General features: G+C 68.8%; 13 protein-coding genes. 8 read left to right on the top strand and 5 right to left on the bottom strand.

Annotated elements, in window-relative coordinates; genetic code table 11:
- Positions 1 to 569 precede the first annotated feature (569 nt).
- The 4 genes from ppdK to murB all read left to right on the top strand — a co-directional run bounded on the left by ppdK (position 570) and on the right by murB (position 6,029).
- Positions 570 to 3,245, top strand: coding sequence for a pyruvate, phosphate dikinase (gene ppdK / locus FFK22_RS17415; RefSeq protein ID WP_138892173.1), 2,676 nt, complete (start codon positions 570 to 572; stop codon positions 3,243 to 3,245).
- Positions 3,245 to 4,162, top strand: coding sequence for an alpha/beta hydrolase (locus FFK22_RS17410; protein WP_138892174.1), 918 nt, complete (start codon positions 3,245 to 3,247; stop codon positions 4,160 to 4,162). Before ppdK ends, FFK22_RS17410 begins: the two co-directional genes overlap by 1 nt.
- Positions 4,159 to 4,875: a DUF1194 domain-containing protein gene (locus FFK22_RS17405; RefSeq protein ID WP_138892175.1), complete on the top strand. Its 717-nt coding sequence runs from the start codon at positions 4,159 to 4,161 to the stop codon at positions 4,873 to 4,875. Before FFK22_RS17410 ends, FFK22_RS17405 begins: the two co-directional genes overlap by 4 nt.
- Before the next feature lie 143 nt (positions 4,876 to 5,018).
- A complete protein-coding gene (murB, locus tag FFK22_RS17400; protein ID WP_138892176.1) occupies positions 5,019 to 6,029 on the top strand; it encodes a UDP-N-acetylmuramate dehydrogenase in 1,011 nt (336 codons plus the stop codon).
- A gap of 9 nt (positions 6,030 to 6,038) precedes the next feature.
- On the opposite strand, the gene otnK is transcribed toward murB, so the two are convergent.
- Genes otnK through FFK22_RS17380 form a run of 4 tightly spaced genes read right to left on the bottom strand, consistent with a single transcriptional unit; the run spans position 6,039 to position 10,357 of the window.
- Positions 6,039 to 7,310, bottom strand: a complete 1,272-nt coding sequence (otnK, locus tag FFK22_RS17395; protein WP_138892177.1) for a 3-oxo-tetronate kinase — start codon at positions 7,308 to 7,310, stop codon at positions 6,039 to 6,041.
- 10 nt (positions 7,311 to 7,320) lie between these two features.
- On the bottom strand, positions 7,321 to 8,103 hold the full coding sequence (gene otnI / locus FFK22_RS17390; RefSeq protein WP_138892178.1) for a 2-oxo-tetronate isomerase: 783 nt from the start codon (positions 8,101 to 8,103) through the stop codon (positions 7,321 to 7,323).
- A 5-nt stretch (positions 8,104 to 8,108) separates the two neighbouring features.
- The gene (gene ltnD / locus FFK22_RS17385) at positions 8,109 to 9,026 is read right to left on the bottom strand and encodes an L-threonate dehydrogenase (RefSeq protein WP_138892179.1); all 918 of its coding nucleotides are present in this window, start codon (positions 9,024 to 9,026) and stop codon (positions 8,109 to 8,111) included.
- A 23-nt stretch (positions 9,027 to 9,049) separates the two neighbouring features.
- On the bottom strand, positions 9,050 to 10,357 hold the full coding sequence (locus tag FFK22_RS17380; protein WP_138892180.1) for an MFS transporter: 1,308 nt from the start codon (positions 10,355 to 10,357) through the stop codon (positions 9,050 to 9,052).
- A 245-nt stretch (positions 10,358 to 10,602) separates the two neighbouring features.
- Between FFK22_RS17380 and FFK22_RS17375 the strand changes: the two genes are divergently transcribed.
- From FFK22_RS17375 to FFK22_RS17360, 4 genes are all read left to right on the top strand, one after another.
- A complete protein-coding gene (locus FFK22_RS17375) occupies positions 10,603 to 11,607 on the top strand; it encodes a LacI family DNA-binding transcriptional regulator (RefSeq protein ID WP_138892181.1) in 1,005 nt (334 codons plus the stop codon).
- Positions 11,608 to 11,629: 22 nt separating this feature from the next.
- Positions 11,630 to 12,298 (top strand): aldolase, encoded by a 669-nt coding sequence (locus FFK22_RS17370; protein ID WP_138892182.1) that lies wholly within the window; start codon positions 11,630 to 11,632, stop codon positions 12,296 to 12,298.
- A 199-nt stretch (positions 12,299 to 12,497) separates the two neighbouring features.
- Positions 12,498 to 13,481, top strand: coding sequence for a hypothetical protein (locus tag FFK22_RS17365; protein ID WP_138892183.1), 984 nt, complete (start codon positions 12,498 to 12,500; stop codon positions 13,479 to 13,481).
- 64 nt (positions 13,482 to 13,545) lie between these two features.
- Positions 13,546 to 14,187 (top strand): DUF2272 domain-containing protein, encoded by a 642-nt coding sequence (locus FFK22_RS17360; RefSeq protein WP_138892184.1) that lies wholly within the window; start codon positions 13,546 to 13,548, stop codon positions 14,185 to 14,187.
- 80 nt (positions 14,188 to 14,267) lie between these two features.
- Here FFK22_RS17360 and FFK22_RS17355 read toward each other — a convergent pair whose 3' ends face one another.
- A complete protein-coding gene (locus tag FFK22_RS17355) occupies positions 14,268 to 14,837 on the bottom strand; it encodes a flavin reductase family protein (RefSeq protein ID WP_138892185.1) in 570 nt (189 codons plus the stop codon).
- Positions 14,838 to 14,890: the final 53 nt, after the last annotated feature.

Raw genomic sequence — 14,890 nt, 5'->3', positions numbered from 1 at the left:
GCACAAGGGCCTTTTTTGCGCCCCTGTCCCTATCGGCGTGGACGCCGTGGCTGGAGGACGGCGTGGCACACGGTCGCGTTATCGAGGCCGGTACCACGATCGGCGGAATTGTCCTCTGCCCATATTTTGGACAGATTCGTTCATGTTTCGCGATCGATGTTGTGGCATCGGCACAGGGATGCCGGTGTCTCGGAACTCTCCTTATTCGCTATGTCCGCTTATCAAATGCTCGCAGATTTCCATCTTCATCCTTAGCAACTCCGAAATCCGTCATGTTGCGTTGCAAAAGCATAAAACTCTGAGGAATTCCGCGGCTTTTCCGGGCTTGACTTCATCGCCTCGCTGCGCTGCAAGACACGGAACACGCACGGGGATCGAACCGTTGTTCCCGCTGCGCTGGATCGAGGCGGAGGCACGATGATTCCGACCGCAAGGGCTCTGGAAGGCGGCTGTCTGCCGGTCGCCGGCCCGGACGCCCGGTCCGGGGTCGGCGTACCGCTTCCGCCGTTTCGGGTCTAAGATCCGACTCAATCATCTCCCACGAACGCCAAGGCGGAGAATCGAACGACATGACCAAATGGGTCTACGGCTTCGGGAACGGCAAGGCGGATGGCCGTGCCGACATGCGCAACCTGCTTGGCGGAAAGGGGGCCAATCTCGCCGAGATGAGCGTTCTGGGGCTGCCGGTGCCGCCCGGATTCACCGTCACCACCGAACTCTGCTCGTACTACTACGACCATAACCGGTCCTATCCGGACGAGCTGACGGAGCAGGTCCAGGCTGCGCTCGGCCAGATCGAGGCGATCGTCGGCGCCAAGTTCGGCGACAAGACGAATCCGTTGCTGGTCTCGGTCCGCTCCGGCGCCCGCGCCTCGATGCCGGGCATGATGGACACGGTGCTCAACCTCGGCCTCAACGACGAGACCGTCGGCGGCCTCGCCGCCCGTACCGGCGACGAGCGCTTCGCCTATGACAGCTACCGCCGCTTCATCCAGATGTATGGCGACGTCGTGCTGGGGGTGGAGCATTACCGCTTCGAGGACGAGCTCGAGGGCATCAAGCGGGAGCGCGGCGTGTCGCTCGACACCGAGCTGACGGCCGCCGACCTGAAGACCCTGGTCGACCGCTACAAGGGCGTGGTCCAGACCGATCTCGGCCAGCCCTTCCCGCAGGACCCGAAGGACCAGCTGTGGGGCGCGGTCGGCGCCGTGTTCGGCTCCTGGATGAACCAGCGCGCCATCACCTATCGCCGCCTGCACGACATCCCGGCCAGCTGGGGCACGGCGGTCACCGTCCAGGCCATGGTGTTCGGCAATATGGGCGACGACTGCGCCACCGGCGTCGCCTTCACCCGCAACCCGTCGACCGGCGAGAACGCCTTCTATGGCGAGTACCTGGTCAACGCCCAGGGCGAGGACGTCGTCGCCGGCATCCGCACGCCGCAGAACCTGACCAAGGTGTCGCGCGAGGCGGCCGGCAGCGACCTGCCGTCGATGGAAGAGACAATGCCGGAGACCTTCCGGCAGCTCTGCGACATCCGCGACCGGCTCGAGAGCCACTATCGCGACATGCAGGACATCGAGTTCACGGTCCAGCAGGGCCGGCTCTACATCCTGCAGACCCGCAACGGCAAGCGCACCGCCGCTGCCGCGCTGCGCATCGCGGTCGAGCTGGCCGAGGCCGGCGTGATCGACCAGCGCGAGGCGGTGCGCCGGGTCGAGCCGCAGGCACTCGACCAGTTGCTGCACCCGACGTTGGATCCGAAGGCCAAGCGCGAGGTCATCGCCAAGGGCCTGCCGGCCTCGCCCGGCGCGGCCTCGGGCAAGATCGTGCTGACCGCGGATGAGGCCGAGACCCTGGCCCAGATGGGCGACAAGGTGATCCTGGTGCGCGAGGAGACCAGCCCCGAGGACATCCATGGCATGCACGCCGCCGCCGGCATCCTGACCACCCGCGGCGGCATGACCAGCCACGCGGCGGTGGTCGCCCGCGGCATGGGCCGGGCCTGCGTCTCCGGCGCCGGCGAGCTGCGTATCGACACCAAGGCGAAGACCGTCTCGGTCGGCGGCGTCACGCTCAAGGCCGGCGACGTCATCACCATCGACGGCGCCGCCGGCGAGGTGATGAAGGGCGAGGTGCCGACCGTGCAGCCCGAGCTGTCGGGCGACTTCGCCAAGCTGATGGGCTGGGCCGACGCAGTCCGGCGGATGAAGATCCGCACCAATGCCGAGACCCCGCTCGACGCCCGCACCGCGCGCAAGTTCGGGGCCGAGGGCATCGGCCTGTGCCGGACCGAGCACATGTTCTTCGAAGCCGACCGCATCACCGCCGTGCGCCGCATGATCGTGGCCGAATCGGTGGAGGCGCGGAAGGCGGCCCTGGCCGAGATCCTGCCGATGCAGCGCCAGGATTTCGTCGAGCTGTTCACCATCATGAAGGGCCTGCCGGTCACCATCCGCCTGCTCGACCCGCCGCTGCACGAGTTCCTGCCGCGCACCGAGGAGGACCTCGAGGAAGTCGCCCGGATCGCCGGGGTCGATCTCGGCCGGGTGCGGCACCGCACCGCCCAGCTGCATGAGAGCAACCCGATGCTCGGCCATCGCGGCTGCCGCCTCGGCATCTCCTTCCCGGAGATCTACGAGATGCAGGCGCGGGCGATTTTCGAGGCCGTGGCCGAGGTCAAGGCCGCGTCCGGCGAGACGGTGACGCCGGAAATCATGATCCCGCTCGCCTTCTCGAAGAAGGAGCTCGACATCCTCAAGGCCGCGATCGTGGCGGTGGCCGCGGCGGTGGAACAGGAGAAGGGGATCAAGCTCGACTTCCTGGTCGGCACCATGATCGAGCTGCCGCGCGCCGCGCTCAGGGCGCATGAGCTGGCGGAGACGGCGGAGTTCTTCTCCTTCGGCACCAACGACCTGACCCAGACGACCTTCGGCATCAGCCGCGACGATGCCGGAACCTTCCTGCCGGACTACACCCGCGCCGGCATCCTGGAGCAGGATCCCTTCGTCACCCTCGACCGCGACGGCGTGGGCGAGCTGGTGTCGCTGGCGGCGGAGCGCGGCCGCAAGACCCGCTCGGGCATCAAGCTCGGCATCTGCGGCGAGCATGGCGGCGACCCGGCCTCGATCCATTTCTGCGAATCGGTCGGGCTCGACTACGTCTCCTGCTCGCCCTACCGGGTGCCGATCGCCCGCCTGGCCGCGGCGCAGGCGGCGCTGAAGGCCGAGGTCAAGGCCGAGTAGTGGACCTGGCCGCCGCGCCCCGCACGGATGTCCTGACGACGCCGGACGGGGCGCGGCTGCGCTGGGGCGCGTGGCCGGAGCCGGAGGGGCGGGTGCGCGGCACCGTGCTGATCATGAACGGCCGCAGCGAGTTCATCGAGAAGTACCGTGAGACCGCGGGCGAGCTGATCGCCCGCGGTTTTCGCGTCTTCGGCTTCGACTGGCGCGGCCAGGGCCTGTCGTCCCGCACTCCCACGGGCGACGAGACCGGCCACTACGACAGCTTCGACCCGCTGGTGCGCGACGCCGCTCTCCTGATCGACCAGGTGGTGCGGTCGGCAGGGGAGGGGCCGCTGGTCCTGCTCGGCCATTCCATGGGCGGGCACCTGGCGCTGCGCCTGCTGGCAGACCGGCCGGACCTGGCGGCAGGCGCAATCCTGACCGCGCCGATGGTCGTGCCGATCGCCGTGCCCGCGATGCAGCGGGTCGCTCGCCTGCTGTCGCCGGTGGCGGCGTCGTTCGGCCGCGGCCGCCGCTACGCCCCGGGCGAGGGCGGCTATGACGCGCAGCGCCTGCTCGACCCGCGGCGGCTGTTGTCCAGCGACCCGGTGCGCAACCGCATCCAGGCCGACTGGTTCCGCGACCATCCGGATTACCGCGTCTCCGGCATCACCTGGGGCTGGCTCGCCGCCGCCTTCCGGTCCTCCGCCGCGATCCTGCGGCAGGCGCCGTCCATCCGGGCGCCGGTGCTGATGCTGCTGGCCGGGCAGGAACGGCTGGTCGACAACGCGGCGTCCCGGCGGGTCGCCCGATTGCTGCCGCAGTGCCGGGTCAGCGTCTATCCGGACGCCCGGCACGAGATCCTGATGGAACGCGACGACATCCGCAGCGCCTTCTGGCGCGACACCGACGATTTCCTGGCGACGCTGGCACCATGAGGCGGCGACGCTTCGCGGGCTGGCTCGCCGGCGTGCTGCTGGCCCGGCCGCTGCTGGCCGCGGCCCAGAGCCCGGCGCCCGAGCCGCAGCCCCCGGCGGCCCCTGCGCTGGAGCCGGTCGATCTCGAGCTCGTGCTGCTGGTCGACGCCTCGGCCAGCATCACCACCGGCGCGCTCGACTTCCAGCTGCGCGGCCACGCCGCCGCCTTCCGCGACGAGAAGGTCAAGGCGGCGATCGCCGCCGGCCCGCGCGGCGGCATCGCGGTGACGCTGGCGCGCTTCGACGGTCCGCGCAGCCTGAAGGTGTTGCTGCCCTGGCGCCGCCTGGCCGGCGCCGCCGATGCCGATTCCTTCGCCGAGGCGGTGCTGGCGGCGCCGGCCGGGCAGGAGGCCGGGTCGACCGCGATCGGCAGCGCCGTGCTCGACGCGCTCGAGTTGTTCAAGGCCAGCGGCTTCGACAGCCCGCGCCAGACCATCGACATCGTCTCGAACGGCTTCTCCAACGCCGGGATCGATCCGACGCTGGCTCGCGATGCGGCGGAGGCGGCCCATGTGACGGTCAACGCGCTGGTCATCCTCGACGAATACGACTGGCTCGAAGGCTATTACCGGCAGCAGGTGATCGGCGGCATCGGCGCCTTCGTCCGCACCGCCGAGGGGCGGGACAGCTTCATCCAGGCGCTGATCGCCAAGCTGATCGACGAGATCGTATAGACTCTTCCGAACGACTTTCTTCTTGTCATTGCCGGGCTTGACCCGGCAATCCAGAGGGTCTCGACATTGTCTGTCATGCCCGGGTCAAGCCCGGGCATGACAGACTGGAGAGGGCCTCCTTCCGAAGCCGCCACGCTTGCCTGATGTACCAGATCCTGACCGACCACCCGCTGCAATCCGCCAACAGCTTCGGCATCGCCGCGCGCAGCCGCTTCGCCGTGGAGATTCGCGACGAGGCCGAGCTGCCGGCGGTGCTGGCGGATCCGCGCTTCGCCGGCCTGCCGCGCCGGCTGCTGGGCGGCGGCAGCAATGTGGTGCTGACCGGCGATTTCGACGGGCTGACGCTGCTGATGCGCATCCCCGGCCGGCGGCTGGCGGGGGAGAGCGCGGAGGCCGTGCTGATCGAGGCGGGGGCCGGGGAGGTCTGGCACGACCTGGTGGCCTGGACCATCGCCCAGGGCCGGCCGGGGCTGGAGAACCTGGCGCTGATCCCGGGCACCGCCGGGGCGGCGCCGATCCAGAACATCGGCGCCTATGGCGTGGAGCTGGAGGAGCGGTTCGAGAGCTTGCGCGCCTTCGACACTACGACCGGCGGCTTCGTCACGCTCGACCGCGCCGCCTGCCGCTTCAGCTACCGCGACAGCCTGTTCAAGCGCGAGCCGGAGCGCTGGATCGTCACCGCCGTCACCCTGCGCCTGCCACGGCCCTGGACGCCGGTGACGGCCTATCCCGACCTGGCCCGGGTCTTCGCCGACCGGTCCGATGTCACGGCGGCGGAGATCTTCGACGCGGTCGTCGCGGTGCGGCGGCAGAAGCTGCCCGACCCGGCGGTGATCGGCAATGCCGGCAGCTTCTTCAAGAACCCGATCGTGCCGGGTGCCCAGTATGACGATCTGGCTGCGTCCTTCCCCGGCATCGTCGGCTATCCGCAGCCGGACGGCAGGGTGAAGCTGGCCGCCGGCTGGCTGATCGACCGCTGCGGCTGGAAGGGGCGGGCAGTCGGCCGCGCCGCGGTGCATGACCGGCAGGCCCTGGTCCTGGTCAATCGCGGCGGCGCCACGGGGGCGGAGATCCTCGACCTGGCCCGGCAGATCCAGAGCGACGTCCGCGCCACCTACGGCGTGGCGCTGGAGCCGGAGCCGGTGATTCTCTGAGCCGTCGCCCTACGGCATCGCCCTCAGCGCATCGGTGAAGAAGTCGGGGCCGCCGAAATTGCCGGATTTCAGGGCCAGCACCATCGGCGGCTCGCGGCCGACCGCATGGAGCACCGGCACGCCCGGGGCGATCTCGGCGCCGATGCGGAAGGCGGGCAGTGCCAGGGCATCGACCACGGCGCCGGAGGTCTCGCCGCCCGCCACCACCAGGCGGCGGATTCCGGCCTCGACCAGGCCGAGGGCGATCCGCGCCGTCGCCTGCTCGATCGCATGGCCGGCGGCGTCGCGGCCGAGCTTCCGCTGCACCGCCGCTACCTGCTCCGGCGGCGCGCTGCTGGCGATCAGCACCGGCCCCTCGGCGCGATGCCGCTCGGCCCAGGCGAGGGCTCGCCCGACCTCGCCGGGATCGCCGGCCAGCGCCTCCGGGTCGAGGCGCAGCACGGGCATGCTCCGCTCCGCCGCCGCGATCTGACCCAAAGTCGCCTGCGAGCAGCTGCCGGCCAGGATCGCGGCCGGTCCGCCGATCGGAGCCGGCGCGTGGTCCGCACCGGTGCCCGTGATCCGGCCGGCGGCGACCAATGCGCGGGCGATGCCGAGGCCAAGGCCGGAGGCCCCGGTCGACACCGGCTGGTCCAGCGCCACCACGCCCAGCGTCTCCAGATGCCGGTCCAGCACCGCGTCGGCGATGATCGCGCCGGCACCCTCTGCCGCGCGCTGCCCGACCGCATTGCGCACGGCCTGCGGCCCGGCCTCCACCACGGCCAGGGGCAGCAGGGCGACTGGCGCCTTGCTTTGCCGGCCCAGCACGCGGACCAGGTTCGAATCCCGCATCGGGTTCAGCGGATGGTCCTTCAGCGGGCTTTCATGCAGCGGCACGGTGCCGACGAAGAGATGGCCGAGATAGACCGTCCGGCCGGTCTCCGGGAAGGCGGGGGTGACCAGTGCCGGGCCGGCGCCGATTTCGGCTCGCAGCGCATCGGTCACCGGGCCGATGTTGCCGGCATCGGTCGAATCGAAGGTCGAGCAGATCTTGAACAGCACATGGCCGGCGCCGCGGCCGCGCAGCCAACGGTCGGCGGCCAGGCTGCGCTCGACCGCTTCGGCGGCCGGGATCGACCGGCTCTTCAGCGCCACCACCACGGCGTCGACCGCCGGCAGCTCCAGGTCGTCGCGCGGCACGCCGATGGTCTGGACCGTGCGCAGCCCGGCCTTGGACAGGGTGTTCGCCAGGTCGGAGGCGCCGGTGTAGTCGTCGGCCACGCAGCCGAGCACGAGGGTCATCGCTTCCTCCTCACACTTCGCGGCTGGCATAGGGCGCGAACCAGCCCAGCCCTTCGAGCGTGCCGGCGCGGGGCCGGTACTCGCAGCCGATGAAGCCGGCATAGCCCAGCCGTTCCAACTCCTGGAACAGGAACGGGTAGTTCAGCTCCTCGACATCCGGCTCGTGCCGGCCGGGGACGCTGGCGATCTGGACATGGGCGGTGATCGGCAGCAGCGAGCGCAGCGCCATGGTCACGTCGCCATGCAGGATCTGCCGGTGGTAGCAGTCGAATTGCAGCTTCAGGTTGGGCAGGCCCAGCTCGCCAATCAGCACCGCGGCGCGGTCGAAGCTGCCCAGGAAATAGCCCGGCATGTCACGGGTGTTCAGCGGCTCCAGCAGCACGTCTACGCCCTTGGCCGCGAAGGCCTCGGCGGCGAACCGGGTGGCGTCGCGCCAGGCTGCCTGCGCCCGCGGGTCGGCCGGGTCGGCATTGCCGCTCATCATATGGACGCGGCCGACGCCGGTGGCCTCGGCATAGACGAGGGCGGTGGCGACCGACGCGCGGAACTCGTCCGCCCGCTCGGGCAGGGCGGCCAGGCCGCGCTCGCCCCTGGCCCAGTCGCCGGGCGGCAGGTTGAACAGCGCCTGGGTCAGGCCGTTGCGCGACAGCCTTTCGGCGATCGCCTCGGGCGGATGCTCATAGGGGAACAGGTATTCGACCGCGGTGAAGCCCGCCCCGGCCGCCGCGTCGAAGCGGTCGAGGAAGTCCCACTCGGTGAACATCATGCTGAGATTGGCGGCGAAGCGCGGCATCGATCCTATCCCTCCTTCTTCGCGCCGGGCAGGTCGAGGCCGGCGATCTGGGCGTAGAGCCGGGCGACCGAGGCGTCGTCGTCCCGGCCCATGCCTGCGGCGGCGGTCATCAGGAACATCTGCAGGGCCGCGCCGGCCACCGGCACCGGGAACTTCCCGCTGCGCGCCATGTCCATGACGATACCGAGATCCTTGGTGAAGATGTCGACCGCGCTGCGCGGCGCATAGTCGCCGTCCAGCACATGCGGAATCCGGTTCTCGAACATCCAGGAATTGCCGGCCGAGGCGGTGATCACCTCATAGACCTTGCGGATGTCCAGCCCCTGGCGGGCGGCGAAGGCGATCGCCTCGCAGGCAGCGGCGATGTGCACCCCGGCCAGCAGCTGGTTCACCATCTTGAAGGCGGCACCGGTGCCCGGCGCGTCGCCGAGCTCGTACAGCTTCGCCGCCATGGCGTCGAGCGCCGGCCGGGCGGCGGCAAAGGCGGCGGCGCTGCCGGACGCAAGGATGGTCAGCGCTCCCTCCGCCGCGCGCTGGGCGCCGCCGCTGATCGGGGCGTCGAGATAGTGCCGGCCGGTCGCCTCCAGCCGCTCGGCCATGCTGCGCGCCGCCTCCGGCGCCATGGTGGCGGACGAGACGAACACGGCTCCCTCCGGCATCGCCGCGGCGCAGCCGGCCTCGCCGAACAGCACCGACTCGGTCTGGGCCGCGTTGACCACGACCGAGACCACGATATCGGCACCCACGGCGGCCTCGGCCGGGGTGGCAGCTCCGGTGCCGCCCACGTCGACCAGGCGCTCGACCGCGGCGGTGGAGAGATCGCAGCCGGCGACCTCGAAGCCGGCCCGGCGCAGCGACAGGGCCATGCCCAGCCCCATCGAGCCCAGCCCGATCACGGCGGCGCGGCCAATCGGTTTCGTCATTGTCGAGTCTCCCAGTCCGGATCCTAGCGGTTGACGAGCTTCGCGGGGGTGGTCAGGACGGCGGCGGCGCCCAGCACCAGCATCACCGCCAGCATATACATGCCGAATTCGGTGCTGCCGGTCAGGTCCTTCAACAGGCCGATGGCGTAGGGGCTGACGAAGCCGGCCAGGTTGCCGATCGAATTGATCATGGCGATGCCGGCCGCGGCGGCGGCGCCGTGTAGGAAGGCGGTGGGCAGCGACCAGAACAGCGGCGCGCAGGTCAGGACGCCGGCCGCGGCCAGCGACAGGAAAGCGATCGCGACCGCAGTGTCGGTGGCGGTCGCCGCGACGACGAAGCCGATCGCGCCCATGACCGCCGGGATCACCAGGTGCCAGCGGCGCTCGCGCCGCCGGTCGGCGCTCTGGCCGAACAGGATCATGGCGACGACGGCACAGAGGAAGGGGATGGCGCTGATCAGGCCGATGTTGAGGTTGCCGGTGACGCCGGTCGCCTTGACCAGGGTCGGCATCCAGAAGGTCAGCCCGTACTGGCCGCTGACGAAGGCGAAGTAGATGAAGCAGGACAGCCAGACCCGGCCGTCGCGGAACACGGCGCCGAGCGAGGCGGGGCTGTCCTTACCCTTGGCATCGGCTGCGATCTCGCGCTCGATCACCGCCTTCTCCTCCTCGGTCAGCCACTTGGCCTCGCGGACGCTGTTGTCGAGCACCAGCAGCACGGCGACGCCGATCAGCACCGCCGGGACCGCCTCGATCAGGAACATCCACTGCCAGCCGGCCAGTCCGTGCGTCTCGTGGAAGGCGTCCATGATCCAGCCCGACAGCGGGTTGCCGAAGATGCCGGAGACCGGGATCGCGGCCATGAACACGGCGATGATCCTGGCCCGGCGATGCGACGGGTACCAGGTGGTCAGATAGAGGATGATGCCGGGGTAGAAGCCGGCCTCGGCCAGGCCCAGCAGGAAGCGCAGGGCATAGAACCACGGCGCCGAGGGCACGAACATGAAGGCGGCGGAGACGATGCCCCAGGTGATCATGATCCGGGCGATCCAGACCCGGGCGCCGACCCGGTGCAGGATGATGTTGCTCGGCACCTCGAACAGGAAATAGCCGACGAAGAAAATGCCCGCGCCCAGGCCGAACACCGCCTCGCTGAAGCCGAGGTCCTGCGACATCTGCAGCTTGGCGAAGCCGACATTCACGCGGTCGAGATAGGCGACCACGTAGCACAGCATCAGGAACGGCACGATGCGCCAGAACACCTTGCGGTAGACCCGCTTCTCGATCGTACCCGCCGCCTCGCGCGGCAACGGCATGGCTTCGACGCTCATCCTTCCTCCCTCGGTTCGTCCGTGATGGACAATTGACACCGGTATCATTCATGTTTCGCAGCCTATCCAGCCAAAGGCTTGGATCTCGCGGCGTCAGAATGATATCGGTATCAATAGTCATGGGCGAAGCTAACGACGGCGTCAAGGGCGAGGCTGCGAGGTGGCCGGGGCCGGGCGGTGCGAGGGCTTCCGCTCGGCCCCGGGATGCGGGGATGATGGGGGCCGAGTCGACGCAGAGGGTCCTGATGGCGCGCACGAGAAGGCCCGATCCCAGGGGCATCACGCTGGCGGATGTCGCGCGCGCCGCCGGGGTCAGCAAGATCACCGCGTCGCGGGTGCTGCGCGGCGGACCGGTGGCCGGGGAGACGCGCGAGCGGGTGCTGGAGGTGGTGCGGCGCCTCGGCTATGTGCCCAACCGCCTGGCCGGCACCCTATCCTCCGCCGGCTCGAACCTGGTCGGGGTGATCATCCCGTCGCTCGCCAACATCGTCTTTCCCGACGTGCTGCGCGGGGCGGAGGACGTGCTCGACGCCGCGGGGTACCGGCCGGTCGTCGGCGTCACCGACTATGACCCGGAGCGGGAGGAGGGGCTGATCGAGGCGATGCTGGCCTGGCGCCCGGCCGGGCTGATCGTCACCGGGCTGGAGCACACCGACCGCGGCCGGGCCATGCTCGCCAATGCCGGGATCCGGGTGGCCGAGCTGATGGATCTCGACGGCACCGGCCTCGACATCGTCGTCGGCCTGTCGAACCGCGCCGTCGGCCGGGCCAGCGCCCGGCACCTGATCGAGCGCGGCTACCGGCGCCTGGCCTATGTCGGCCACGATCTCGGCCATGACCGGCGCGCGGCCAAGCGGTTCGAGGGCTTCCGCGAGGCGCTGTCGGAAAGCGCCGCGGCCCTGGTCGCGACCGAGATCCTGCCCGGCCGGTCCTCCGCCGCCTCGGGGCGGGAGGGGCTGGCCCGCATCCTCGACGGTGGCGACCGGGTCGACGCGGTCTATTTCTCCAACGACGACATGGCGATGGGCGGCTGCTTCCTGTGCCTCGCCCGCGGCATCGCCGTGCCGGATCGGGTGGCGCTGTTCGGCTTCAACGGGCTCGACCTGGCCCAGGCGCTGCCGCAGCCGCTCTCGACCATCCGCTCACCGCGGGTGGAGATGGGGGAGGTCGGGGCAAAGCTGGTCTGCGGCCGCGAGCCGCCGACCGTCGTCGATCTCGGCTTCGAGCTCATCACCGGCGCCACCGCCTGACCGCTTTCGGAAGGACCGACCCATGGACGAGACCAGGCTGCGCGGGGACATCTGCCGCTTCGGCCGCTCGCTGTTCGAGCGCGGGCTGACCCCCGGCTCCTCCGGCAATATCAGCCTGCGGCTGGAGGATGGCGGCTGGCTGGTGACGCCGACCAACGCCTCGCTCGGCTTCCTCGACCCGGCGCGGCTGTCCCGCCTCGACGCCGAGGGTCGGCTCTTGTCCGGCGACAAGCCGACCAAGGAGATCCCGCTGCACGGCGCGCTGTACGAGACGCGCGGCTCGGCCCGCGCCATCGTGCATCTGCATTCGACCCATTCCGTCGCGGTGTCGATGCTGCCGGGCATCGACCCGAAGGCGGTGCTGCCGCCGCTGACCGCCTATTACCTGATGCGGGTCGGGGCGACGGCTCTGGTGCCCTATTACCGCCCGGGCGACCCGGCGGTGGCCGACGCCATCCGCGGCCTGGCCGGCCGATATTCATCCGTGCTGTTGGCCAATCATGGCCCGGTGGTGGCGGGGGAGAGCCTGGAGGCCGCGGTCTACGCGACGGAGGAGCTGGAGGAGACGGCGAAGCTGCACCTGCTGCTGCGCGGCGTGAACCCGCGCCTGCTGTCGCCGGGCCAGATCTCGGAGCTGAAGGACGCGTTCAAGCTCGACCTGCCCGGGGATGACCACGGGCACGAGCATTGATGACGGGATGGGTCCGCGGCCGGCACGGAAGATCAGGGCATGGCTCGGCGCTTCTCTGTGTGTTATCATTGTTAAATTGTGATCGTATTCTCTTTCGAACGCTTAGATCTATAATTGTTGATAATACATATGCCGTTCAGGAATGAATTCGGAGGTGTATGCCGTTGTCGCTAAATGATTATTCTGTGGAGGACTATAGATGGGCGCTGAGATTTCAATGGGCAATTGGTCTGAAGCGGTGTTTTCCCAGTTTCTTGAGCAAGGGGGATGGAGCGGGGCAGCCGACGACAATATCACCAAAGAGGTGTTGTCGGCAGATCTGGTGAAAGCCATCATCACCAACTATCGCGATAAGCCCACGGAACTCTGGGCACGGACCGATCTGGGCCTGTTCGCCCTCGCCATGGGGGTCGCCGAATGGGGCATCGCCGACCCGTCTGGCTTGCCGCCTGACCCGGCTGACAAAGGCTGGGCCAGCGATGCGGGGGAAGATTCAGGCAAGCACTTGATGAGCTACGCGATCGGCGGGGTTGGGATCTCCCATGCCGATGTGGGGGATCTCCAGAAGTTCATGCGCTATGTCGCCGATTCTGGTTTGGTGCCGCAGGAGCACCGCGCTGATCTGCTGCGCTTGGCCGACGACGTCCAGTATCGGAAGCCGGGTGTCGTCTACGACGAGCTTCGCGCTGCAGGTGTCTGCGCTGCCGAAAAATTCCAGACTGACCTGAGCGGAGAGCCATTCGACCACTTCGATGTTCCTCCTAAAAAGTCTTACTGCACGAAGTATGCCAATTCGGCCCTGCAGGCGCGGGATTGGCGCATCTTTCGCACCTGGATGCGCGCTGCGCTTCGGACCAGGACAGCGCAGGAATGGCTCGTCGGGCTCTGGATGCGGGACTACTGGTACAAGTCGCTCGACCGCGTTCCAGAGGGCGACGGCTGGATCGAGGAGGCGCTGGTCAACGTCCGCGTCCGAAACTCGGCGCGAGCGGTAGCCAATAAGGCCGTCACGCGGCCGGCGTCGACGCCGACGGAAAGGGTGCAGCGCGAGCTCGATGCCTACGGCGAGTGGAAGCCCAGCACACTCCTTCGCCGCTGCCGGATCATGTTGCGGCCTGTCGTTCTGTATCGACACTTTGCCGGCGAACAGCCGCTGAAAGGCGTCCTCTGCCCGAAGGCATAGCGTCCGGGGGCGCTGGACGATCCTGCGGTCACTCCTGAATTTAGCCTGCTATTGGAGGGTGACGATGGCCGATTTTCAGGCCGAGTTGGTCAAAGCCGCGGAAACCGAGTTGGTTCGATTCGGCGGACGGCACGAGACCGATGACGATGTACACGACATTCTGAAACAGTATTGGACCGAGGGTGCGGAATTCGAGCCGAAGGAAGCCGAGAAGGCCATAGCCAAACGGACCGCCTGGTCGGCCGCCTTCATTTCATTCGTGGTGAAGAAGGCGCTCAGCGCCTCCGGCTCAGCGGCGTCCTTCCCGTTTAGCGCCTCGCATTCGGTCTACGTCGGAGCCGCCATCAGAAACATGCTGGCGAAGAAGCCGCCGGCAGTTTTCTATGGCTTGCCACCGGACGGGGACGGCGCCGAGAAGCCCGTATTCGGGAATATTTTTGGCTCGACACGCGTGCTTCACATCGACGACTTTGCAGATGCCCTGGATGCCGCTCGCAAGCAGCATACTTACTTCAGCCATTTCGATGTCGTGACCAGCGTAGCGAACGGCACGCTTACCTGCATCGGCGGCAATGTGAGCCAGAGTGTCACCCGGAAGACCGTGACATTGAAGGATGGATTCCTTCCGAAGAGGCCATTCAAATTTGACGATGCCGGCAATGTCATATCCGGCCCCTATATTTGCATCATAAAGTTCCGGGAATAGCTGCGACCGATTCCCGAGCTCGGTTTGGTATTCGCCAGCCGGCCCGATGGCGCGAATCGGGCCGGTGATCCCTAAAGCGGTCAGTCCTCGTCCGCCCCCGGCGTCGCGGCTCGGCGCGCGGCGACGCCGGCGTAGCGGCGCAGGCTCCACAGCAGGGGGGATGCGTCGCGGGTCTCGACCTCGGTGACCAGGCCGACGAACAGGATGTGGGTCGACACCTCGGTCAGGCCAATCAGGTGGCAGTCGATCACAGCGACCGCACCCTCGAGCTTCGGCCGGCCTGACGGCCAGGCGGACCAGATGCCGCGGGTGAAGCGCTCGGAGCGGGCGATCGGCAGCTTGCCGGCGAAGGCGTCGGCGACCTCATCCTGATGCTCGGCCAGCATGGCGACGGAGAAGCCTTCGGTGGCCTCGATCACGCTGGCGATGGCGCTGCTGCGGTCGATCGAGACCAGCATGGTCGGCGGCTCGGCCGCCAGCGACATCACCGCCGTGGCCGTGCGGCCGTGCCGGGTGCCGTCGGGCTCCGTCGCCGCCACCACGCAGATGGTCGCCGTCAGGCGCGTCAGCGCCTCGACGAAACGATCGCGGGGCACCGCCGGCGGGTGTCGCGGGTCCGGGTTGTAACGAAGCGAGGTACGCGCGACCAAGATCTGTCCCTGAGGGCCGTCGGAAAAGGGGCGCCCGCCAGCCCGATTCCCTT

The organism is Mycobacterium sp. KBS0706 (assembly GCF_005938675.2).
In the GTDB taxonomy this organism is placed as follows: Bacteria; Pseudomonadota; Alphaproteobacteria; order DSM-16000; family Inquilinaceae; genus Inquilinus.
This window is presented reverse-complemented; position numbering and strand designations above follow the sequence as displayed.

Bases quoted from the DNA above. Each gene is read 5' to 3' on its own strand.
- ppdK (WP_138892173.1), top strand. From the start codon at position 570: ATGACCAAATGGGTCTACGGCTTCGGGAACGGCAAGGCGGATGGCCGT.
- FFK22_RS17405 (WP_138892175.1), top strand. From the start codon at position 4,159: ATGAGGCGGCGACGCTTCGCGGGCTGGCTCGCCGGCGTGCTGCTGGCC.
- murB (WP_138892176.1), top strand. From the start codon at position 5,019: ATGTACCAGATCCTGACCGACCACCCGCTGCAATCCGCCAACAGCTTC.
- otnK (WP_138892177.1), bottom strand. From the start codon at position 7,310: ATGACCCTCGTGCTCGGCTGCGTGGCCGACGACTACACCGGCGCCTCC.
- otnI (WP_138892178.1), bottom strand. From the start codon at position 8,103: ATGCCGCGCTTCGCCGCCAATCTCAGCATGATGTTCACCGAGTGGGAC.
- ltnD (WP_138892179.1), bottom strand. From the start codon at position 9,026: ATGACGAAACCGATTGGCCGCGCCGCCGTGATCGGGCTGGGCTCGATG.
- FFK22_RS17380 (WP_138892180.1), bottom strand. From the start codon at position 10,357: ATGAGCGTCGAAGCCATGCCGTTGCCGCGCGAGGCGGCGGGTACGATC.
- FFK22_RS17375 (WP_138892181.1), top strand. From the start codon at position 10,603: ATGGCGCGCACGAGAAGGCCCGATCCCAGGGGCATCACGCTGGCGGAT.
- FFK22_RS17370 (WP_138892182.1), top strand. From the start codon at position 11,630: ATGGACGAGACCAGGCTGCGCGGGGACATCTGCCGCTTCGGCCGCTCG.
- FFK22_RS17365 (WP_138892183.1), top strand. From the start codon at position 12,498: ATGGGCGCTGAGATTTCAATGGGCAATTGGTCTGAAGCGGTGTTTTCC.
- FFK22_RS17360 (WP_138892184.1), top strand. From the start codon at position 13,546: ATGGCCGATTTTCAGGCCGAGTTGGTCAAAGCCGCGGAAACCGAGTTG.